This window comes from Scatolibacter rhodanostii (genome assembly GCF_900197595.1).
GTDB classification, from domain to species: Bacteria; Bacillota; Clostridia; order Oscillospirales; family Acutalibacteraceae; genus Scatolibacter; species Scatolibacter rhodanostii.
The window spans coordinates 121,202-143,276 of the sequence record NZ_FZLO01000004.1; the positions used below are offsets into that span (position 1 = coordinate 121,202).

General features: G+C 37.8%; 22 protein-coding genes and 1 tRNA gene. 6 read left to right on the plus strand and 17 right to left on the minus strand.

Annotated elements, in window-relative coordinates:
• Positions 1-106 precede the first annotated feature (106 nt).
• From CS931_RS09435 to CS931_RS13075, 5 genes are all read right to left on the minus strand, one after another.
• The gene (locus tag CS931_RS09435) at positions 107-382 is read right to left on the minus strand and encodes a septation protein SpoVG family protein (protein ID WP_099205537.1); all 276 of its coding nucleotides are present in this window, start codon (positions 380-382) and stop codon (positions 107-109) included.
• On the minus strand, positions 379-1,374 hold the full coding sequence (locus tag CS931_RS09440) for a ParB/RepB/Spo0J family partition protein (RefSeq protein ID WP_099205538.1): 996 nt from the start codon (positions 1,372-1,374) through the stop codon (positions 379-381). Before CS931_RS09440 ends, CS931_RS09435 begins: the two co-directional genes overlap by 4 nt.
• Complete coding sequence (locus CS931_RS09445; protein ID WP_099205539.1) at positions 1,367-2,164, minus strand: ParA family protein; 798 nt, start codon at positions 2,162-2,164, stop codon at positions 1,367-1,369. Before CS931_RS09445 ends, CS931_RS09440 begins: the two co-directional genes overlap by 8 nt.
• An 89-nt stretch (positions 2,165-2,253) precedes the next feature.
• Complete coding sequence (locus tag CS931_RS09450) at positions 2,254-2,523, minus strand: hypothetical protein (RefSeq protein WP_099205540.1); 270 nt, start codon at positions 2,521-2,523, stop codon at positions 2,254-2,256.
• Positions 2,524-2,620: 97 nt separating this feature from the next.
• Positions 2,621-2,755 (minus strand): hypothetical protein, encoded by a 135-nt coding sequence (locus tag CS931_RS13075; RefSeq protein WP_278277665.1) that lies wholly within the window; start codon positions 2,753-2,755, stop codon positions 2,621-2,623.
• 367 nt (positions 2,756-3,122) lie between these two features.
• Between CS931_RS13075 and CS931_RS09455 the strand changes: the two genes are divergently transcribed.
• The 5 genes from CS931_RS09455 to CS931_RS09475 all read left to right on the plus strand — a co-directional run bounded on the left by CS931_RS09455 (position 3,123) and on the right by CS931_RS09475 (position 6,821).
• A complete protein-coding gene (locus CS931_RS09455) occupies positions 3,123-4,598 on the plus strand; it encodes an alpha-N-arabinofuranosidase (RefSeq protein WP_099205541.1) in 1,476 nt (491 codons plus the stop codon).
• Entirely contained in the window at positions 4,595-4,858 is a 264-nt protein-coding gene (locus CS931_RS09460; protein ID WP_099205542.1) for a DUF6171 family protein, read from the plus strand. Before CS931_RS09455 ends, CS931_RS09460 begins: the two co-directional genes overlap by 4 nt.
• 451 nt (positions 4,859-5,309) lie before the next feature.
• Positions 5,310-5,633: a thioredoxin gene (trxA, locus tag CS931_RS09465; RefSeq protein WP_099205543.1), complete on the plus strand. Its 324-nt coding sequence runs from the start codon at positions 5,310-5,312 to the stop codon at positions 5,631-5,633.
• A 64-nt stretch (positions 5,634-5,697) separates the two neighbouring features.
• The gene (trxB, locus tag CS931_RS09470; RefSeq protein WP_099205544.1) at positions 5,698-6,615 is read left to right on the plus strand and encodes a thioredoxin-disulfide reductase; all 918 of its coding nucleotides are present in this window, start codon (positions 5,698-5,700) and stop codon (positions 6,613-6,615) included.
• Positions 6,616-6,744: 129 nt separating this feature from the next.
• A tRNA-Met gene (locus CS931_RS09475) sits at positions 6,745-6,821 on the plus strand.
• 157 nt (positions 6,822-6,978) lie between these two features.
• On the opposite strand, the gene CS931_RS09480 is transcribed toward CS931_RS09475, so the two are convergent.
• Both CS931_RS09480 and CS931_RS12690 read right to left on the minus strand, forming a co-directional pair.
• A complete protein-coding gene (locus tag CS931_RS09480; RefSeq protein WP_099205545.1) occupies positions 6,979-8,643 on the minus strand; it encodes a recombinase family protein in 1,665 nt (554 codons plus the stop codon).
• Between the two features lie 85 nt (positions 8,644-8,728).
• Positions 8,729-8,899: a hypothetical protein gene (locus CS931_RS12690; RefSeq protein ID WP_159459793.1), complete on the minus strand. Its 171-nt coding sequence runs from the start codon at positions 8,897-8,899 to the stop codon at positions 8,729-8,731.
• A 22-nt stretch (positions 8,900-8,921) separates the two neighbouring features.
• Here CS931_RS12690 and CS931_RS09485 point away from each other — a divergent pair, with 22 nt between their 5' ends.
• On the plus strand, positions 8,922-9,149 hold the full coding sequence (locus CS931_RS09485; RefSeq protein WP_159459794.1) for a DUF1643 domain-containing protein: 228 nt from the start codon (positions 8,922-8,924) through the stop codon (positions 9,147-9,149).
• Between the two features lie 270 nt (positions 9,150-9,419).
• On the opposite strand, the gene CS931_RS09490 is transcribed toward CS931_RS09485, so the two are convergent.
• The 10 genes from CS931_RS09490 to CS931_RS09530 all read right to left on the minus strand — a co-directional run bounded on the left by CS931_RS09490 (position 9,420) and on the right by CS931_RS09530 (position 22,060).
• Positions 9,420-10,472: an NAD(P)-dependent alcohol dehydrogenase gene (locus tag CS931_RS09490; protein WP_099205547.1), complete on the minus strand. Its 1,053-nt coding sequence runs from the start codon at positions 10,470-10,472 to the stop codon at positions 9,420-9,422.
• A 229-nt stretch (positions 10,473-10,701) separates the two neighbouring features.
• A complete protein-coding gene (locus CS931_RS09495) occupies positions 10,702-12,717 on the minus strand; it encodes a glycoside hydrolase family 31 protein (RefSeq protein WP_099205548.1) in 2,016 nt (671 codons plus the stop codon).
• A 27-nt stretch (positions 12,718-12,744) separates the two neighbouring features.
• On the minus strand, positions 12,745-13,677 hold the full coding sequence (locus CS931_RS09500) for a carbohydrate ABC transporter permease (protein ID WP_242964964.1): 933 nt from the start codon (positions 13,675-13,677) through the stop codon (positions 12,745-12,747).
• 18 nt (positions 13,678-13,695) lie between these two features.
• Positions 13,696-14,598: an ABC transporter permease gene (locus CS931_RS09505; RefSeq protein ID WP_306341541.1), complete on the minus strand. Its 903-nt coding sequence runs from the start codon at positions 14,596-14,598 to the stop codon at positions 13,696-13,698.
• A 69-nt stretch (positions 14,599-14,667) separates the two neighbouring features.
• Complete coding sequence (locus CS931_RS09510; RefSeq protein ID WP_099205550.1) at positions 14,668-16,377, minus strand: type 2 periplasmic-binding domain-containing protein; 1,710 nt, start codon at positions 16,375-16,377, stop codon at positions 14,668-14,670.
• 184 nt (positions 16,378-16,561) lie between these two features.
• On the minus strand, positions 16,562-17,584 hold the full coding sequence (locus CS931_RS09515; RefSeq protein WP_099205551.1) for a response regulator transcription factor: 1,023 nt from the start codon (positions 17,582-17,584) through the stop codon (positions 16,562-16,564).
• A 3-nt stretch (positions 17,585-17,587) separates the two neighbouring features.
• Positions 17,588-19,312, minus strand: a complete 1,725-nt coding sequence (locus CS931_RS09520) for a sensor histidine kinase (RefSeq protein ID WP_099205552.1) — start codon at positions 19,310-19,312, stop codon at positions 17,588-17,590.
• A 432-nt stretch (positions 19,313-19,744) separates the two neighbouring features.
• Positions 19,745-19,921 (minus strand): hypothetical protein, encoded by a 177-nt coding sequence (locus CS931_RS12695; protein WP_159459795.1) that lies wholly within the window; start codon positions 19,919-19,921, stop codon positions 19,745-19,747.
• Between the two features lie 262 nt (positions 19,922-20,183).
• Positions 20,184-21,137 carry a D-2-hydroxyacid dehydrogenase gene (locus CS931_RS09525; RefSeq protein ID WP_099205553.1) on the minus strand — a complete coding sequence of 318 codons (954 nt, stop codon included), beginning with the start codon at positions 21,135-21,137 and terminating at the stop codon, positions 20,184-20,186.
• Positions 21,138-21,142: 5 nt separating this feature from the next.
• Complete coding sequence (locus tag CS931_RS09530; RefSeq protein WP_099205554.1) at positions 21,143-22,060, minus strand: sugar phosphate isomerase/epimerase family protein; 918 nt, start codon at positions 22,058-22,060, stop codon at positions 21,143-21,145.
• Between the last annotated feature and the right edge of the window lie 15 nt (positions 22,061-22,075).

A 22,075-nucleotide genomic window follows, 5' to 3' on the forward strand; every position in this document is an offset into this window, starting at 1 on the left:
CATTTTTGATTAAGAACTTTAGTTATGGATTGCTGTTTTTTAAGTATAGCGTTTTATCTTAATGTAAAAGATGTTTTTATTTATTACAAATATTATACCATGACAATTACGTAGATTCAATTGCATTCTGTTGTGTTATAACTTTTTGCAGATAAGCAGCAATCACAATTCTTTCAATCATATGATTGGCTACTGGACTAAATGGCATAAAGGTGGATACCTCCGTACTATCAAAGTGAAAATCCAAATATAACCGTTTTTCTCCCTGAACAATAGGGATATTTCTAACAACAAATCCATCTTTTATTGTCACATCTGCAGTAGCTTTAGTAGAAGACAGCTTGTCAGGATTCAAATAAATTTTTACATTTCTAATTTTCATAGCTTACCCCCAAAATATAAACCCAAAGCTTTTTCAATGATATTATCTATTTCTTCTTTGCTTTTATCAGAAAAATATTTTTTAGTAAGTTCAGGTTTTATTTTAATTATTTTCGGCTTTGTTGCTTTTGTTTCAGCCTTTCCGAAAAAGATATCATCAATCATAGCTTTATCGAGTGTTCCTGATTCAAACTCCTGCCGTAATAAAGCAGCCTTTTTCATATTCAAGTTGAATCCATAATTGACCGCCTTATAAATTTCCTGTTGTATGGCTGTATCGGTAATAAACGATAGGTCATAGGCCGATAAAAAAGCGATTTTTTTATTATCAAGTAGCTCCATCAGTTCAGGAACAAGTGAAGAAATACGAATATATCTAGTGACATTTGTTGGGGATAAACCGTACTCTTCACCGATTTTATCTCTACTTTTAAGTCGAGGTTCAACTTGAACACTAGTCATATCCGACGTGTGTTCAAGTTGAACTCCTTTTGAATCCTTCTTAAAAAGTGTGTCAATTTCTTCTAGCAAATCATTTCGTTTACCTTGAGATTTCATAGCTTCATAGTGTTGTGCCAAAGAATAAGCCTTTTCCGATTCCGATAAATCAGAAAAAGAACGCTGTCTAAGATTGGTTTCTGTTACAATTAAAACAGCTTCTTCATAAGTAATATTCTCTTTGATAATGACTGGTACACTTTTAAGTCCTGCCAGTTTAGCAGCATTGACACGGTTATGGCCACTTAGAATAAAGTAGTCATTGTCTTCCTGCCATAAAATAATCGGCATAAGCACACCGAATTCTTTGATACTCTCCACCATATCATTCAGCCGTTCACCTGTGTACAGCTTAAATTTATGGTCAGGAAACGGCTGTAATTGGTTGATCGGCATTTCTATATTTCCATTTATAATAGGAGTATTTGATGAATCATTAAGGATATCGTCCAATACATCCAGTGTCAACATTTTTGATTTGTCAACTTTACTCATGCTTCATCAGCTCCTTTGCAAAGTTTTGATAAGCAAGAGCTGCTTTATTTCTAGGCATATACTCGCAAATGGTTTTACCATACATAGCAGCTTCGGCCACCTTGGATGAACGAGGAATACAAGTATCAAATATCGGCAATTTACCGCCGAATGTACCGTCTATCATATCTTTCATTTGAGCCGATACAATTGTACGCTGCGTGTCCATAGTAACAAGTATTCCCTCAACTTCTATTTTAGGATTTCCAAATGGAAAAGGCTTACTTTTAACTTTCACATAATGTTTAACTAGCTCTTGCACTGCCTGCAGTGATAAAATTTCTGTCTGTGTGGGAATAATTAAACTGTCGGCACACATTAGAACATTCACCATAGGTGTTCCCATTTGCGGCATACAGTCAATAAGAACATAATCATAATTATCTCTAATTGTGTCAACATACTGTTTCAAAATATATTCTCGGAAATTCACACTAACAAGGTCACGTTCCAAGGAAGCTAATTTTCGATTGGCAGGTATCAAATCAACACCACAATCTGTCTTGATAATATAGGTCTTAGGTTCGGGTAGCTGCTCTTCTTGAATAATACAATTTAACAAGTTAGAAACTGTCACTTGTAGTGTCAAGGGATTGCGAACCCCCATGAGTAGACTTGCATTCGCCTGTCCGTCATAGTCTATGAGAGCCGTTTTCTTGCCTTGTTTGGCTAACAGATAAGCTAGAGCAGTAGCCGTTGTGGTTTTGGCACATCCACCCTTTTCATTCATGATTGCGATTACTTTTGACATAACAAAATCTCCTTTAAAAATAAAAATGCCGACTACTGTTTATAGTCGGGAGAATGTCTAGTATATAATTTTAATAGGTAGCTTTCTTATTATTCATATATCAGATTTTCTAATTCAACTACCTTATCAAGCAAAGATAAACGGTTTTTTAGATTCTTTGTATTTCTAACACTAGATTTTATACGTTCAATAAGTATTGACAGTTCAACTACTTCTTTTTCTCTTTCAATAACAATTGTATCTCCATTACTCCAAATAACAACTGTATCACCAACCATGACGTCAGCTTCTAGCATTACTTCATTTGGAATAGTTATACGATTTCCAGTAGTTATCTTATAAATTTTCCTTATCATCATTCTCTTCCTTTCCTTTAATATTCTTGATTTATACATTAAATCATAGTAAACTATGTAATTGAATATGTAAGTGTACTTCCTAGCTCTTGACTGGGGGTCAAGAGGCCGCAGGTTCAAGTCCTGTCACTCCGACCAATAGATTCGCATAAATGCTGATATTTTCAGATTTATGCGAATCTTTTTTGTTTTGTGTCGTAGTAATTGCACAGTCGATTCTTTTTGTAGAATTCATTTATTACCTACAAAATAACAACATGCTCGATATAGAAACTTTCTCAGCTTAATTGACAATGCCACAACAACTTAGCTTTTATGTTTCTTCCATTTTCAGAAATCAGTTTTTCAATCACAAATGACTACGTCGCAGATTCACCCAATACGACCTAGTTATTTTTTATTTGTATATTATGGTTGCCCAAGACACAAGATGGCGTCTATCCATTAATAAAAAGATTTTCCTGACAATTTAAACTATATTTTTTAAAAATACTATCTATATTAACAAAAATAAAGAAGAACTATCAAATCAGTAGAAAAATTAATATGTTTGTGATAATATAAATCTACTATTAAATTTCAGTTCAAAAGGAGAATATTTTATGAACAAAATTGTTATTAATGCCCTTGACCGCAAGAGTGTGATTAATAAAAATATTTATGGACATTTTTCTGAACATCTTGGCAGATGTATCTACAACGGAATCTTCGTTGGTGAAAATTCTGATATTCCTAACACAAAGGGTATGCGCAACGATGTTGTGTCGGCGCTTAAAAATATCAATATTCCGGTTTTGCGTTGGCCCGGTGGCTGTTTTGCTGATGAGTACCACTGGAAAGACGGTATTGGCGCAAAAGAATCCCGCAAAAAAATGATTAATACTCATTGGGGCGGTGTTGTAGAGGATAACTCTTTTGGCACTCATGAATTTATGGAATTATGCTCTCAATTGGGCTGTGAGCCATACATCAACGGCAATGTCGGCAGTGGCTCTGTGCAAGAAATGAGTGAGTGGGTTGAGTACCTCACTTTTGACGGCACTTCTCCCATGGCTGCACTGCGTGAAACGAATGGAAAAAAAGATGCGTGGAAAGTCAAATATTGGGGCGTTGGTAATGAAAGCTGGGGCTGCGGCGGCAATATGCGCCCAGAGTTTTATGCTGATCTTTATCGTCAGTTCCAAACTTATTTAAGAAATTACGGAGACAACCAGATTTTCCGTATTGCTTGCGGCCCAAACTCTGATGACTACAACTGGACCGATAAACTGATGCAAATTGCAGGCACCTATACAGATGCTATTACATTACATTACTACACCGTTCCTCATAACTGGCCGAAAAAAGGCAGTGCAACAGATTTCACAGCCGAAGAATATTACACTACCCTTGCTAAAAGTATGAAAATGGATGAAATTATTTCTAACCATGTGCAAATTATGAATAAATATGATCCAAGCCACCGTGTTGGTCTTATCGTGGACGAATGGGGTACTTGGTATGATGTTGAACCCGGCACAAACCCCGGATTCCTCTATCAGCAGAATACCATGCGTGATGCTATGGTGGCCGCCGCAACATTAAACATCTTTAACCAACATAGTGACCGTGTTATTATGGCTAACTTAGCACAAACTGTTAATGTTTTGCAGTCTGTTATCTTGACAGAAGCAGATAAGATGGTTTTAACTCCCACTTATCACGTATTTGATTTGTACAAAGGTCACCATGACGCTACCTTACTTTATAGCTATGTAGAAAATGAAACGGTTGGCACTGAAGAATTCTCCTGCCCCAAACTTCACTGCACTGCTTCTCAAGCAGATGACGGTTCTATCCTAGTGACCGCATCAAACTTTTCTTTGGATAGTGATGCTCCTGTTTCTTGCAAACTAGAGGGCGTAAATCTTGGTAATATCACAGCTAGAATTTTGGCTGGCTCTGCTCAAGACTATAATACTTTTGAAGATCCTAACAAAGTGCAGATTGTTGATTTCACTGCTATTGAAAAAGAGGGCGATACTCTTTCTTTCACTTTGCCTCCTTGCAGCGTAATCGCCATTACTGTAAAAGGATGAACACAGATAGTCCGAAATTTTGCAGACGATGTCTGCTGAAAGATATTTCAAGTGATGAGTATTTTAACACCATCTATGAATATATCGAAAACCTAGATGCATCACAGAAAGTATCAAGTAATGAATATGAAAAACGGTTAGACAGCTGCCGTAGCTGCGATCATCTTGTAAACGGAATGTGCGAACTTTGCGGTTGTTTTGTTGAGGTACGTGCGATTAAACGCCAATCTCATTGTGCGCAAAGTTCTGAAATTTGGTAACATATAAAAGAAGCAGTTCTCTTGTCAATAAAGAGAACTGCTTCTTTCGTTATTTAAGATAAACATGGCTATAATTTATGTCAATCCTGATACATGATTTCTAAGGATTAAGCATATTTATATTTATAAAAAGGAATTATATTTGTCAAAATAAGTTGTATAATAAAATAAAAACAATATTAATTATTAAAAATATTGTCAATCTATATTTTAATTGTTTTTATATTATATCGTAGCAGCAAAAGTTATTATAGAAGATTAAATCTATTTTAGCAGAGCGCATGATTAGATATCATTTTTTCAGGTATAATAAAGATGTCGTTCTTGTAAAATATGTCTAATTTGTAAAAATAATAAAAAGAGCGGTTTAGGGCTTGCATTTTGCTCTAAAATGTGGAAAATATATATATAAGAACTTATTAAAATACTGATATATAAAGGAGCTACTATTATGGATTTAATTACTTTAACAAAAGATAACTTTAACAATCAATTACAAGAAGAAGATAAACCTCTTTTGGTCGACTTTTGGGCTTCTTGGTGCGGACCTTGCCGTATGCTCTCTCCCATCGTGGATGAACTCGCCGCTGAAATGAGCGATTCTGTACGTGTTGGTAAGGTTAACATTGACGAAAACCCAGAACTCGCTGAACAATTTGGCGTTATGAGTATTCCTACTTTGATTCTTTTTAAAGACGGCGAAGTCGTTGCGCAATCTGTCGGTGTTCAGCCAAAAGCCGACCTGATTACCATGATTGAAGAAAACAGCAAATAAAATTCTTATTCCCTTTTATATGAAAGGAAAAATGAATATCTACCTTATGAAAGGGTGAAGTCGCATGGAAGATATATTAATTATTGGAGGCGGCCCGGCTGGTTATACTGCAGCTTTGTATTGTGCCAGGGCAAACCTCAAAACGACCTTAATAGAAAAAATGGCCCCCGGTGGTCAAATGGGTACTACCGATCAAATTGACAACTATCCGGGATTTCCAGAAGGCATAAATGGATTTGATTTAGCTTTGCAAATGCAGAAAGGTGCTGAACGGTTCGGCACACAAACCATTTTTGCTGATGTGAAGGAATTAGATTTACAGGGATCTATCAAGAAAGCAATTACCAGTAACGGTGTTGTTGAAGCAAAAGCAGTGATTCTTGCTACGGGAGCAGATCCTCGTGAACTAGGTCTAGCAAACGAGCGTAGCTTACGTGGTAAGGGCGTATCTTATTGTGCCACCTGTGATGGTATGTTTTATCGCAACAAGACTGTTGCGATAGTTGGCGGCGGTGATACAGCTGCTGCGGATGCTGTATACTTGGCCAAAATTGCAAAAAAAGTTTACCTGATTCATCGCCGTGATACGCTGCGTGCCTCTAAATCTTATCTAAAGCCACTTGAAAGTGCTGAAAACGTTGAATTTGTTTGGAACAGTGAAGTAAAAGAAATTTTAGCTGAGCAAAAAGTTTCCTCCATCCGAATTTTTAATCGTGTTGATGAAACTGAATCAGAGCTTGCGGTTGACGGCCTTTTTGTTGCTGTTGGCAACATTCCAAACACAGACCTCTTTAAAGGGCAAATTGAGCTTGACAAAAGCGGGTACAGCACGGCTGATGAAACAACCAAAACAAATATTGATGGCGTTTATGCTATTGGCGATTTAAGAGCAAAACCGCTTCGTCAAATTGTCACTGCTGCGTCTGATGGCGCTGTAGCAGCCTATTGTGCGGAAGAATATGTTGCTCAACTAGATAAATAAAATTCTATTTAGATGGGCTTAAAACGTTTAATTTACCTCATTCTAATAAAGTTTGGAAATAAAAAAATAAAAATGCTTGCATTCTCTTTATTCTTGTAGTATAATAATAAAGCTGAATCAAGCATATATCGCGGGATGGAGCAGTCTGGTAGCTCGTCGGGCTCATAACCCGAAGGTCGTCAGTTCAAATCTGGCTCCCGCAACCACAGTGAATAGCGATTCTCTATGAAGAGGATCGTTATTTTTTTGCGTTCAGACTTCTTTTTTTACTGAAATCCCCTAGCCTTATCGTACATCAATCAATATGGTATGGACTAGACGGTTGCGGTTTCTCATGTATCTTTATTTCTCCTTTTACCTTTGTTAGTATGGTCGCTCCTGCAAGACAATTTGGGTGGAGATTCTCTTCAAATGATGTTGACTAGCTACATTTAGGAAGCTTTCAATTCTTCTGCTTCTTCCCATTATTTCCCCTCTTGTCGCAATGACAGTAATTTCTAGTGCAGGAAAAACTTTCTGAACAGTCGGAAAGGTCACCACGAAGGTGACCTCTACATAGTCAGGATATACGGTTATTCTTTTGATGTACTGCTCAATGAATGCTTTGACTTCTGCTGTTTCGGTATGGTTTTGCATGTAATCCTCGAAGTTTTCAAGCGTTTCTTTGATTTGTTCTGGTGTGATTTCAGGAATGACCTCTGGACTGCTTTCAAGTTCTTTGATTTCTTCCAGTATCGCTGTTTTGGACTCTTCCAATTCTGTCATTTTGCTTTGCATGGATTCGTTGAACATGCCTTGCGTAATCGCATTGGTGACGTTGTTTATCTTTCTGTCAACATTGGAAAGCCTTTGTTTGGCTAGTTTTAACTCTGCTTCACCATTTCTTTGCTTGCCTTTCTGAAAAACATTGAGCTGTTTAGCAATTTGAACCATACCATCTTTGGTGAAAAGATGATTCTTGAGCTTTTCTAAAACATACTTCTCTAAGTGCGTACGCTCAATTTCCCTGTTGCTACAAGCATTCGTTCTGCAACGTTCTCCACATCGATACCCAGTATATGGAATCCCTTTGCCTGACGTCCTTGTGTTGCCCGTGTAAGCATGCCCACATTTCCCACAAAAGATTTTGGAGCTAAAAAGATATTCATGCTTAGCAGTGAATCTTCCTGCACTTTCTTTGTTTTTCTTCATTCGCTCTTGTACCTTGTAGAACAGTTCATCACTGACAATTCTAGGTATTCCACCCTCTACCCGAATGATTTGGTCATCGGATTTGTTTCTGTGATGATTACACCGTCCATGACTGTTTCGGGATTCTCTTCGATTCCAAACGTACACCCCACGGTATTTCTCATTTTTTAGAATACTGTTGAAAGAATTCTTTCCAAAAGGCTTACCCCATTTGGTCAGATATCCTTTTTGCTGACAATGTTTTAGAAGAGCATCCATGCTTTTTCCTGAAGCGTATTCCTCAAACAATTCACGAACAATGTTGGCTTCTGCTTCATTGATGATGTATTTTTTATCTTTCCCTACATCATACCCAATGGGCGGTTTCCCTCCATTGTGAAGACACTGCTTCGCTGAAATCATCAAGCCTTTCATGGTTTCTTCCGCTAGATTGGCGAGGTAGAACTCTGCCAGCATATCTTCTGTGCTTTCCATGATGATTTTTTCTTTTCGGCTTTGGTAGATTTGATTGACGGCAACGAGTTCAATATCAAAATCTTCCAAGAAAAGCTCAAAGTTAGAAATTAATCTCTTGCTTCGAAATACTCTATCTCTCTTGTGACACAAAACGTAGGAAAGGGACTCTTCTTCCTCTATGTAGTCTTTCATCTTCTGAAAGCCTTCTCTTCGGTCATTGCTACCCTTTTTGGCTTCATCAATGAAATATTCTAAAATATCAATGTGATTCTTTTCGGCATACTCATCAATCTTTTCCTTTTGTGCTTCAATGCTATATCCGTCTGCCTGTTTTTCACTGGAAAACCTCATATAGGCTACAGCAAAACTTTTCTTCTTCATACAAAATACCTCTTTCTCATTTCTCAAAATTTGATTTTATATTTAGCTATCCAGAAAAATATCTCTGGATAGCTTTTTTTATTCATTACTGGCTTTTCATCATCTTGGCAACCAAATGAGTTGCTGCTCCGAAAAACAAACTTGCACTTTTCATCGCTCTTTTTTCACTCAATATCACCTGTCGGTCTTCCAATACCGATTTATTTCTGCGAACTCGGTTTGCTTGGTAGACTATTTCTTGTATGTACTGATTCACACCTTTTCTCCTTCCTAAAATCTTGGTCAAAAGTGTTCAGCGAACTCAAACCACAATTTTAGCGTGGGGCAGAATTGCTTCTATGAACAAGGCCTTTCAGAACCGTGAAGAAGATGTACTGAATATTCTCAAGCCTTATCAAGACAAACTACAAGTCATTGTTAACATGACTGACAGAGAAATGCTTCATCCCCTCACACCTTCTATCCGCAACAATTGGATTTTACAGCCGTATAGCCCTCCTGTGTAAGGAGAGCTATACGAATACCAACAAATATAGCTTTACTCTTTTTGAATTTAGTCATAAATAAAACAATTATTGCAAACATAGCCCATATACTTATATATGTTTTCCACTTTTGTCAAGAATTAATGGTTTTCTGAACAAAAGAAAAAGAATCTCTTAATAAAGATTCTTTTTCTCAATGTCAAATATTAGGTTTTGAAAGCTCCCCGTTGAATGGAGCAAACAGCATAGCTTGGATAATTCTTATTTTTAGACAAGAGTTTAAAATTAAAATCAGTCAATAAAAATGACAGGTTTAATCAAATCTTTGGGCTTTTCGTCCATCAAATAGAATGCATCCTCAATTTTTTCAATACCGTTAAAACGATGAGTGATTAATTTGGTAGTATCCACACGTCCATATTTAACAACATCAAGCATTTTCTGGATTCTTAATGCACCACCAGGGCAGAATCCACCACGAATAGTTTTGTTAGCCATACCAAGACCCCAAGACAAAGCAGGCATGGACAAAACTTCTTGTATATCAAAGAAATTGACATTAGAGATATAACCGCCAGCTTTTGTCATTTCAATTGCTTGACGGAAACTATCTTGATTACCACCGGCAATAATGACAGAGTCGGCCCCTCCTTTAGTTAATTCCATTATTTGCTGTACAATATCCCCATCTTTGTAGCTGATAATATCCGTTGCACCATATTCTTTAGCAACTGCAATACAATTGGGACGAGTACCGACAGCAATAATTCTGCCAGCACCTTTCAGTTTAGCTCCAGCTACAGCCATTAAACCAACAGGGCCAATACCAATAACTACAACAGTATCACCAAATTCAACATTGGCATTTTCAACCCCATGAAAACCGGTAGACATCATGTCAACCGTCATAACAGCAGCTTCAGGTGAGACACCCTCTGGCAAAAGAACTAAATTAGCATCGGCATGATTGACATGAAAATAATCAGCAAATGTGCCGTCCTTTGAATTCAAAAACTTAAAGCTACCCATAAAGCCTTCGTCATGTGCGTTATATTCACCTTGCACTCCTTCTGCCAGCCAATTTGGTGTAACGCAGGGAACGACAACAGTGTCACCCACTTTAAATTTGTTAACAAGTGAATCAACTTCTACCACTTTACCAACTGCTTCATGACCTAAAATCAAGTTTTCTTTTTCACCTGAACCACCATGCAGCACATGTGTATCAGAAGAACAAGGAGCAAGTACAGTAGGATGCACAATAGCATCCAAAGCACCACATATAGGTTTTTCTTTTTCAATCCAACCAGCTTTATTTAGGGCCAACATTCCAAAGCCTTTCATTTTGTAGAACCTCCCGAGTATTTTATATAGATATTCCATTACTTATTATAGAATAAGTTAAAAGAATGTCAGGGCCTTGCATTTTCTAAAAAACATTTGTTTAAGTTGGAACATACTGGTCAATATTTGATTTTATCGATTTGGCCAAAAGACTGATATCCTAATCTTATATCTTTCTAACTCAAAGTAAAAAAGATACCTTCTAAAAAATGAAGGTATCTTTTGTTCTCTATTTGTCTGAAGTATCAAAACACTGAATTAATTTTTCTTCACAGGTGAAAACTGGTATAGTTTCAAGGGGACTATCCACTTCGATACGTTGTCCGCCTTCATACTTTTGCCGGGTCCATACATCTATCCATTGCTTTCCTGCCGGCAGATATACCTTTCTAGCCGTCATCCCTGCTGATAGAACCGGAGCCACCAGCAAAGAGGACCCAAACAAATACGACTTTGTATCTTCCCAGCATTCTTTATCTTCAGGGAATCCATAAAAGAGCGGACTCATTACCGGTGTACCTTTTTCATGAGCCTGCTGCATGCAATCTGTAATATAGGGTTTTAGATTTTCACGAATTGTCATGTACTGTTTGCAAACTCCATAGACTTTTTCTCCATAGGACCACACCTCATTAGGGCCACCTGAAGGGCATCGTCCACCTCCAACAGTACTCATAGGCTTGCTATGAGGTTCACGATCTCCATGCAAACGCATGACCGGACAAAAAGCGCCATACTGGAACCATCTGACAAACACTTCTCTAAACGCGGGATCACTAGGGTCTCCACCATGGAATCCGCCTATATCAGTTGTCCACCATGGAATGCCGGCGATACCCATATGCAAACCCGCTGCAAATTGATTTTGCATGCTCTTAAAACTAGAATGGATATCCCCTGACCACACCAATGCTCCATATTTTTGTGAGCCTGCCCATGCACAGCGCAAAAGATTTAAAATATTTTTTTGGCCCTCTTGTTCCATTCCCTCATAAAAAGTTTGAGCATAGCATTTGGGATAGATATTTCCAATTTGTACATTGGGTCCTAGATGATAACGGTAGTTGTCAAAATCATAAAAACTATATTCTGGCTCTGCTTCATCCAGCCAAAAAACTTTAATGCCTTTATCATAATAATTTTGCTTAATCTTAGCCCAAAGAAAATTTCTGGCCTCTGGATTAGTAGCATCATAATGCAAGCTGTCATTCAACATACGCAGGCCATTGGGAAACCCTCTATCGCAATTAATGAGGAGTCCTTTTTCTCGCATTTCTTTGAAATTTTCACTTTGGTAATCCACTGTTGGCCACACAGAAACCATTAGCTCAATACCCATTTCTTTTAGCTCTGCTACCATGGCATCGGGATCAGGCCAATATTCTAAATCAAATTTCCATTCTCCCTCTAAAGGCCAGTGGAAGAAATCAATGACAATCACAGAAATGGGAAGATTTCTTTTTTTGTATTCTCTTGCTACACTCAAGAGTTCTTCTTGCGTTTGATATCGCAGCTTACATTGCCAGAATCCCATGGCATAATCAGGCATCATCGGAACTGTTCCGGTAACGGATGCATAATTTTCTTCAATTTCTGCGGGGGTATCTCCAGCTGTAATCCAATAATCGATTACCTTTGTAGAAATCGAGCGCCAAGAAGTTACATTGGTGCCAAAAGTCACATTGCCAATAGCCGGGTTGTTCCAAAGAAAGCCATATCCCAAAGAAGATAACACAAACGGAACACTTGCCTGTGAGTTTCGATGTGCCAGTTCCAATTCACAGCCTTTTAAGTTATAAATGGTTTGCTGATATTGTCCCATCCCAAATAACTTCTCTTGCGGGTCAGATTCAAAACGAACAGTGGTAGAAAAATCTCCGCCTAAAATAGGTCGATGTTCCCTTGCATCTAAATCTAAAGCACTGCATTTAGGAGAATGAAAATCACTGCGATTACGCACAAATTCTTCCAGCAACACTTTTCCTTGGGAATTCAAATACGTTATTTTACCACTTTTGCTGACCTGCGCCTGAATTTTTCCGTTTTGAATCACAGCGCCTGATTCATGAATGGTAATTTTACTTTCACTTTCTACCTTTTCCTCCAATGCCCAGTTCTCTAACGGCATAGAGGGTTGCTTGGTAGAACGAATACGCAGAGAATCTTTTCCCCACGCCTCAATCCAAACTTTTTCATTATTGCTGATAATTACCAACTTATTTTGCTGTTGTTTTAATATAGCCATTTGATTCTCCTCCTTCTATAAAGACCTTTATTCTTTTACTGCCCCTAGCATAATTCCTGTCACAAAGTATTTTTGCAAAAATGGGTAAACCACTAGCATGGGAATCATCGCAATAAATACTTTTGCTGCATCCAGTGATTTATTCGATAGCTTATCTAGCTTTTCAATTTGATCCATCGACAAATTGGTGGTTTGCACGTTGACAACCATTTGTTTAATATAGGTTTGGAGCGGATAATGTGTATCACCGCTAGACAGCACCAATCCCTGAAAGAATTCATTCCAATATCCCACACTGGTAAAAAGAATAATGGTTGCCAAAACCGGAATAGAGCATGGTACAATAATTCTAAACAAAATTGTCCATGAATCGGCTCCATCTACCACAGCGGCCTCTCCCAGTTCTTTAGGAATTCCCCGATAGAAGTTTACCAACAGAATCAGGTTAAATACTGGCATGCCTCCACTGAGAACCAATCCCCAAATTTTGTCAATCAAGCCATATTTCATCATGGTAATATACCACGGAATCGTCCCCCCACTAAAAATCATGCAAAAAATAACAATCCACATAATAATGTCCCGATATTTATATTCCGAAGTGGGTTTAGATAATGGATAGGCAAACATAATTAAAACAAATATGGTAACAATTGTCCCTAAAACTGTTCGCTGAACAGAAATCCCAAAAGAATTAAAGAATTTCCAATCCCCCATAATCTGTTGGTAAGAATCAAGTGAAAATCCTACCGGCCATACAGTAACTGCTCCCGAATTCGCCGCAGCTTTATCAGAAATAGATAGACACAACGCATACCAAAGAGGGTATAAACAGCTGAGCGATAATATAATCATAATTAAAGTATTGGCCGCCACAAACACTCTGCGGCCTTTTGTTCTGCTGATAACCATATCTTCACCAAAAGACAGAGCAAGCTCTTTCTCTTTCCCTTCTTTCAAAAATTTTTTTAGCTCGCATCAGAAGACTTTATAATCAGCTACTTTGTAGGCAACCAGATAAGACGTGACCACTAAAATAAAGCTAATCACTGATTTAAAGAGACCTGCTGTGGTTGCCAATGAAAATTGGACATCGACAAGACCCATTCGAAACACCCAAGTATCCAAAATATCTCCCGTAGAATAGACCAGAGGGCTGTATAAATTGAAAACCTGATCAAACCCAGCATTCAAAACATTTCCAAGCCCTAAAACGCTTAATAAAACCACCGTACCCGCAATGCCGGGCAGGGTAATATGCCAGATTGATTTCAGCTTTCCACAACCGTCAATGGCGGCCGCTTCATACAATTCCGGACTAATTCCTGTTAAGGCAGCAAGATAGATTACTGCATTAAATCCAAATTCCTTCCAGACATCTGATCCAATCACCAGGTTTCTAAAGTACACATCTTCACTAAACCAAATTTTTCCTTCTATTCCAAACACAGATAAGAGACCATTGATTGAACCCTTTAAACTAAAAATTTGCAACAGAACACTGGCTAGAATTACCCATGATAAAAAATGCGGTAAATACACCACTGTCTGAACGGCTTTTTTAAATTTAAGATTTCCTACCTCATTCAGCAGAAGCGCAAAAGTCAGGGGTACAACTACATTTAAAATTAACTTTGATACAGCAATAATAAACGTATTCGCAATAACTCTGCGGCTATCACTCATTGAAAATAAATATTCAAAATTCCCCAATCCCACAAATTTGGAATGTAAAAAGCCAAGACCGGGATTGAAATCTTGAAAAGCCATGACGATACCAAACATTGGCACAATATTAAAAAAAATCAGCCAGAGCATTCCCGCAGAAATCATAATGTGATAGCTTAACATTGTGCGTGATTTTCTTTTTGATTGACGCAAAATACCCACGCTCCCTTTGTTTTATTTTGAGAACAGCCGCCCGTTTTAGAGCAGCTGTTTCTCCTAAACTCACATTATTTCTTTCACTTCTTTGGTAATGTCATCTCCGCCTTCGGCTTTCCATTTTTGTACAAATGAATCAAACTCGCTAATATCCGATTTTCCTGTGATAATTTTCATCATCACTTCTTCTTCCATAGATTTTAGATTGGACCATTTGCTTTCCATAGTTTCAGTCTGGCTATACACCGCACTGTATACTTTCTTTTCAACTGGTGTTGTCGAGTAAGGCCTGTCACCAATTAACAAGGAGTACATTCTTTGGAAATTTCCAAAATTCTCCATACTAAAATCTTGAACAGTCAGCTGCTTTCCTTTTTCATAGCCGGGAACAGTTTCTTTGACCACACTGGTGTCGTCTGCCAAAAGTTTATAGGCACTAAGTTCTTTTGCGTAATCTTCTGGCTTTGTCTCTCCGTTCAAGACTTTAATTAATTCGTTGTATGTATATTCGCATTCATCGGCAGGAGCCATTAGGTTACGAATCGGCCAAAATACTAGCGGTTGCTCTGATACATCAAATGTGCTCTCATCTCTCAAAAGTGCATTTGACATAATAATCATGGCTTTTACCTGATCTTCAGAAGCGTTTTTATTCATAATGGTATAACCTGTCGTGGTAGAACCCATTTTAACATTCCATTTTTTGTCACTTGTATAAATTGGGTAAGACTGCCAGTTTGCATCTGGATTGTTGCGGTAAGCATCACCTGTTCCATAACCACTCATCCACCAAGCTCCAAAATACATGCCAACTGCTCCTGAATTAATCAGTTCAATTGTAGAATCTCTTGTTCCCATTTCCAGATCAATATACCCTTTTTTATACCAGTTCGCCATCAACTCTACGGTATCACGGGTACTTTGTGACAAGGAACCATAGGTCACCTCTCCACTTTCATCCGTAAGCCAAAAACCAGGATAAGCATCATTAGCAGAGAAGGCAAGGTCAAATCCGCATGTAGTGGTTCCTGCATCTAAGAAATCGCTGTATGGCTTTCCGTTTTTGTCCGGTCCTGCAATGGCAATTGTTTCATCGCCTGCTGGCTTTTTCTCTAAAAATACCTGAGCTATTTTTTCAATATCTTCCAGTGTTTCCGGTGCTTTTAGATTATATTCATCCAGCCAGTCCTGGCGAACATTTAAGACCTGTACGCCGCCTGTCTCTACTTCAACAGCTGGAATGGCTACCTGTTTGTCGTTAAAGGTTACATCTTCATAGGCACGACCGTTAGTAGAATCCATGACACTCTTAATTTGCGGTGAAGCGTATTGAGAAAATAAATCTTTTATGTCATAGAGCTGATCTGATTTTGCCGCTTTTAACATATACTGTCTGGTTACAGCCATGCCGTCTGGCAGAGTATTACTGGCGATACACAAGGCAACCTTCTGTTCATAGTCATTGCCAGAAGCCGCTGTCCAGTCACAAATCACCTTGATATTGTAGTTTTCGAGAAGATAATCTGTGTACTGGTTGTTGTCTACGCTTTTCCCTTGAGGAAGGGTATCGGTTGCGCTAACACTTTGCCCGATATGCACCTCTACCACCTCATCAAACTTTTGAAACGGCAGATCTTCACTGTTGACCGCTACATTATATCCTACTACGCTCTCATTATCGGGTGATTTTGAATCAACCGGTTCTGCCTGACAACCTGCCAGTAACCCTGCCATCATCAGCATCGCCATGATAATCGAAATTGTTTTCTTTGCCATTGTCTTCCTCCTCTGCCTCACTATTAGGGTTTCCTCTTAAAGAACTGCCCTCATTATAATATGGCAAAGTACATAAAAACAACTGATATTAATCATGTTTTTGTATAACAATTACAGTAGTATTGGAGGGCGTTTTTTGAACAAACGCCCTCCATTTGTAATTGTATTAAAAAACTTGCTTAAATCAGGTCATTTGTTTCCGAAATTCAGAACAACTGACCCCTTCTTGTTCATAAAAAATCCGCGAAAAGTATTTTTCATCTTTGTAGCCTACTCGATAAGCTAGCTCTGATACAGACATCTTCTCGGTTTTCATGATTTTTTTCGCTAAATTTACCCGTTCCTTGCGAATATAATTGCTGACCGTATATCCTGTGAATTTTTTAAAACTGATCGAAAAATAACCTCTGCTAATGTTTACGGCATCGGCTATTTTTTCTGACTTTAAATGATGTGATACCAAATGTTGATGAATGTAAATAATTGATTTTAAAATCAATATTTCTAGACGGGTATTATCTTGCATCTGGCCTACTTGTTCATATAGGTCTCGATTAATTTTCCGAATTGCTTCCACTTCATTCCCGGTTTTTTCATAATAGTGTTCATCCAAAACAATCGAAAATGTATTCTTGATGATGTTCAGCATTTTAATCATGATACGGTAGAGCGGTTTTCCTGTAATATGTTCTCGCTGAATGGTATCCATTATTTCTTCAAAAACATCTTTATGGTAAACCCAATAGAGCTGTTCAATTTTTTCACAAATGGAATCAACTACGGCTTCATTTGATGTTGTCTCTTCTTGTCCCATGTCTTCTTGGTGTGCCCGATCTAAAAGAGCCTTGGCACGAAAAAACACTTCCGTGCAGTCTTCCTGTTCCAACCTTAATTTTGAAATATAGTCTAATGCACCTAAGCGCAGCGCACTTTGTACATATTCAAATCCCTCATGAAAACTCAATACTACATAGTTAAGGTTAGGATATCTTTTTTTGCTTTCTTTAATAAAATCTAATCCTGACAGTGCCGGCATTGAAAGATCTACCACCACCATGTCCACTTTATTATTCGCGATAAAGTCCAGTGCTATCACACCGTTTGATACATCACCTGCCACTTGAAGGCCGCACTCTTTCCAAGGGACAATGGAGATCAACCCCTTTCTTGCCAGTTTATCATCATCTACAATTAGAACCTGATACATCGCTTACTCCCTCCCTTGAGGTAAAATTAATTCTACCTCTGTCCCTGCACCATCTTGACTCTGAATCTTAATTTCTGCTTTTCCTTGATAAAAAGCCTCCAATGACATCTTTACATACTGCAAACCAATTCCTTTATTTTTACGGCTTTCGCGAGTTCCTAAATCGGCTCCATCTGTAATCTGAAACCCTTTTCCATCGTCTTTAATCTTTATGCTTATATACTCGGGGGTTTCTCTAACTGTCACCCATAAATGTCCAAATTCATCCATATTGTGACAAACGGCATTTTCAGCAATGGGTTGCAAAATAAAACGGGCACTTTCTTTGTCTAAATATGGTCCTTCTTCTATATCTAAAATATAGTCAAAATCATAGCGCATCTTTTGCAAATCCAGATACATTTTCAATGCCTTTAATTCTGTGCGCAAGGTGGCTCGTCTATCGGCTTTCCCTAAACTATATCCCAAAATATAATTTAAGCGATTGATAAAAGCATCAATTTCAGGTTGATGGTTGGTTACTGCCAGCCAATGCACCGAGTTAAGTGTATTCATTAAAAAATGAGGATTAATTTGATAATAGAGTTTTTCAAGCTCTAATTTTGCCTTGACTTTTTCCTGTTCTTGCGTTTCATCTACCAACGATTTAATCTGCCGCTTCATGACATTAAATGTGTGAAACAAGCTGTCAAATTCTTCTATGTCAAAGTTATATTTTTCAATGACAAAATCTCCTTCAGAGAAATTTTGCATTTCATTCTGCAGCGTCCTTAGGGGATGATAAATTAGCCAAATAAGAAGTGTAGCGGTACTAACCAAAATGCCCAAAGCAATCAAAACCACAACTGCCATACTAAAAAACCAGTTGTTCATCTCACGCTTATAGTCTGTGGCTGGCATTAACAAAATATTGGTATACCCAAAACCGCTTTTCTGTGTGACTCCTATATAATTTTCAATTTGTATCACTTCATTCGACGCCAGTTCAATCGTTTCACCTAACCGATAATCTTCAGAATTACTAAAACAAACGGTATTTTGAGGATCTAACTGTAAAAGCACATATTGCGTTTCTTGCAGTTGAGAGCGATGTTCTATGGAGGACAAAATATCGGAATAAGCTTCAATATAAATAGAGGCTTGTGTTCCATTTTCAAAAACAGTGGGACGCATGACCGACAAAACATCTCTCTCCATTACACTGTTATGACTGGTATGGAGTGCTTGAAAATAAATCTGATCTGTGTTTAGCAGTGAGGGAATCGTTCTGGGGTCAAAATTTTCACTGACCATGAAATTAGAAAACAGCAAGTTAGGTGGAATTTCTGAGACAGAATCAAAAGATAGATATGTCACCAGCGTAATATTTTTACTGCCAAAAACAGCAATATTTACACTTTCTGAAAACTGTTTATATAAATCAATTCGATCATACTGGATTTCGGCTGTCAGATATTGATCATACTTATGCCCGATACTCCCTGTTGAAATCATTTGCTGAGAAATTTGAAGCAAGGCATAGTAAACCGAATCCATGTTATCGCTCATCTCTTTTAGGTCTGCTACCATGGATGTTTCTATTTTCGTTTTTTCAATCGCTTTTAGCGATACGTACGATACCGCAATTACCAATGTCAGACTAAGCATCGTGCCTACCGTCACAATTAAAAAGAAACGTTTTCTAAGTGTATTGATTTTAAATTTCTGCAAAAAAGCAAACTTTTTCATTATATTACACCAAATTAATATTTATGTATTTATATTGTATCAATAAATAGTATCATGTATATTAAATTTATGCAAATATCCTATATTCATAATGTTTATATTTTAAATTCTTTTTGCTCTGCCATTTATTTTTTAGTCTGCTTCTCCAAAAAATAAAAACTCACATTCTTTTTAGGTGTAGACAAAATAATTCTGTTATCCAATTTAGTTGATTTCCCTTTTCACAATAAACTTGTATTAAAATTGCCTTCTATTTAACGTTAGTGGGTAATACATAAACAACTTTCTATTTTTTTGCTATGCTTTCTTATCTTTTTTGTTACTATACAAAAAACTTATAAATAAGTTAAAGAGGTTACCACAACGGTAACCTCTACATAATCAAGATTGTGTAAAAAGCCATTACAAAACAATCTTTTTCTTAACTGAATTTTATGTAAGTTTATCACGACAAATATCGCGTTGTGTTGCGATAATGGCAAGATTGTCACTGACAGCATTAAAAAAATCACTTAATGTAGCCACTTCATCAACTGTTAGCTTTTCAGATATTGCAATGGCAAATGATGCGGACAAAAGAATTAAATTGTTAGCAGATGAGCAAGACATAAAAATCACCTCTCACCATACTATGCTATTAAAACCAGGAATTGATAAACTTCTTTTATGCTTAAAATTAAATTTTAAAAACTATTTTTCCTCGAAAACCTTCCACGACTTTTACTCACCTTTTTTTATAAGTTTTGCATGGGATATAAAGATTTTCTCTCATTATTGTCTTTATAATATAAAACAAGGGGCACTCACTACTGTGAATACCCCTTATTTCAATAAATTTTTACCATGTATTTATCGGGACAGCAAATTAGCCTTAGTTCACCACATTTTGAGGATTACCTTGTACAAAAGCTGTTACATTTTCTTCTGCTATTTTCACCAGTCTTTGTCGTGCTTCTTTAGGCGCCCATGCGATATGAGGAGTCATCACGCAATTTTTAGCTTTCAAAAGTGGATTTGTTGTCAAAATGGGTTCTTGCGAAACCACATCTACCGCTGCGGCATATATTTTACCACTATTCAGTGCGGCTGCTACCTCTTCTTCCACTAACAGGGGACCACGAGAAGTGTTTAGCAGAATTACGCCGTCTTTCATTTTGCCAATACTATTCTGGTTAATAATACCTTGGGTACGCTCTGTTAGAGGACAATGCAGGCTAATGACATCTGAACGCTTCAGCAATTCTTCTTCGTCTACATATTCTGCAATCGTCTTTCCTTCTTCTGATGGCCGACTGCCGCAGGCAATTACATTCATGCCCAATGCTTTTGCAATTCTACCTGTACTTTGACCGATTTTTCCAAAGCCGATAATGCCTATTGTTTTACCTTTCAGCTCAATAAGTGGGTAGTCCCAAAAACAAAAATCCTCGCTATTTTCCCAGCGTCCCTCATGAATCTCTCTGTCATGATGACCTACGTGATGACAAATTTCGAGAAGAAGGGCAATTGTTAGCTGCCCTACTGCTTCTGTACTGTAACTGGGAATATTCGTAACTGTAATATCAAATTCACGTGCAGCCGCAACATCAACAACATTAAATCCTGTTGCTAACACTCCTACATAACGCAAATTTGATGTCTGCTTAAAGATTTCTTTTCCCAAAACAGTCTTATTGGTCAACACAATCTCAGCGTCACCAATTCGTTCTACAATCTGATTCGCTGATGTGCGATCATACACTGTCAATTCGCCAATTTTCTCAAATTTTGCCCAGCTCAAATCACCGGGATTAGCGGTATATCCATCTAAAATTACAATTTTCATCTGCTTCACTCCTCCAACATAGCCCAAGCTCGGTTCAAGACACGCTTGGCATTTGCTATTATAATTTCTGAATCTTCCTCTTTCCACGGTTTAACTTCAAAAGAGAGGACATAAGGGTTTTCAGCGCAAAAAAAGCCTTCTTGCTTTAGCACCCGTAAGAAATCAAGCACTTCTTTTGTGTCATTTGAGCCTCCCGGAAAACCAAAACGCTGGTGCTCATCTCCATATCCCTCCACCGCTTTATCTTGACAAACCGTGTTACCAATATGGAAGTGTGTGATATACGGACGCAAGGTCTGCACAGTAAATTTACCGTCCTCATAACACATGGGGATATGAGACAAGTCTACCAGCAAGCCGAAATTGCTGAACTTAGAACGAATATCCGCCGCAAACTTTGCCGCATATGGTGCAGGGCCAATTAAAGAAGCCTTCGCAATATCATAATCAAACACTTCCAGCTCGATGCTCATATTTTTTGTCTGCGCATATCGGCAAAGATTTTCAGTGGTTTTAATAAGTTGCGCATATGCTTTATCTTTTGTATCTTCTTCCCATTTTCCAGCAAGAAAAGCGATTCCCTTGGCACCAAGCGATTCAGCTTCATCAATGGCCTCAAGCAAGGTTTGTTCCGCTTTCTGTCTTTCACTTTCTTCTATATGATTGGGATTCAGTCCTGTCGTTAAAAGTCTTGGCTGCGCACCATAGCAAATCTGCATGTGAGAAGCCTTCAGCATTTTGGCAGCCTCTTCTCTGATTTCACTATCCTTAATCCAGTTAATTTCTATCGCATCAAAATAGTCATCAACAGCTATTTTTTTGAGGCAATCCACTGTTTCAGGACATTCTCCTTTTCCTAATGCGGGAAAAGCCATAAATGACACAATGCCAATATTAAAATACCTTTTTATAGATTCTTGCATTGATTTTCAACTCCT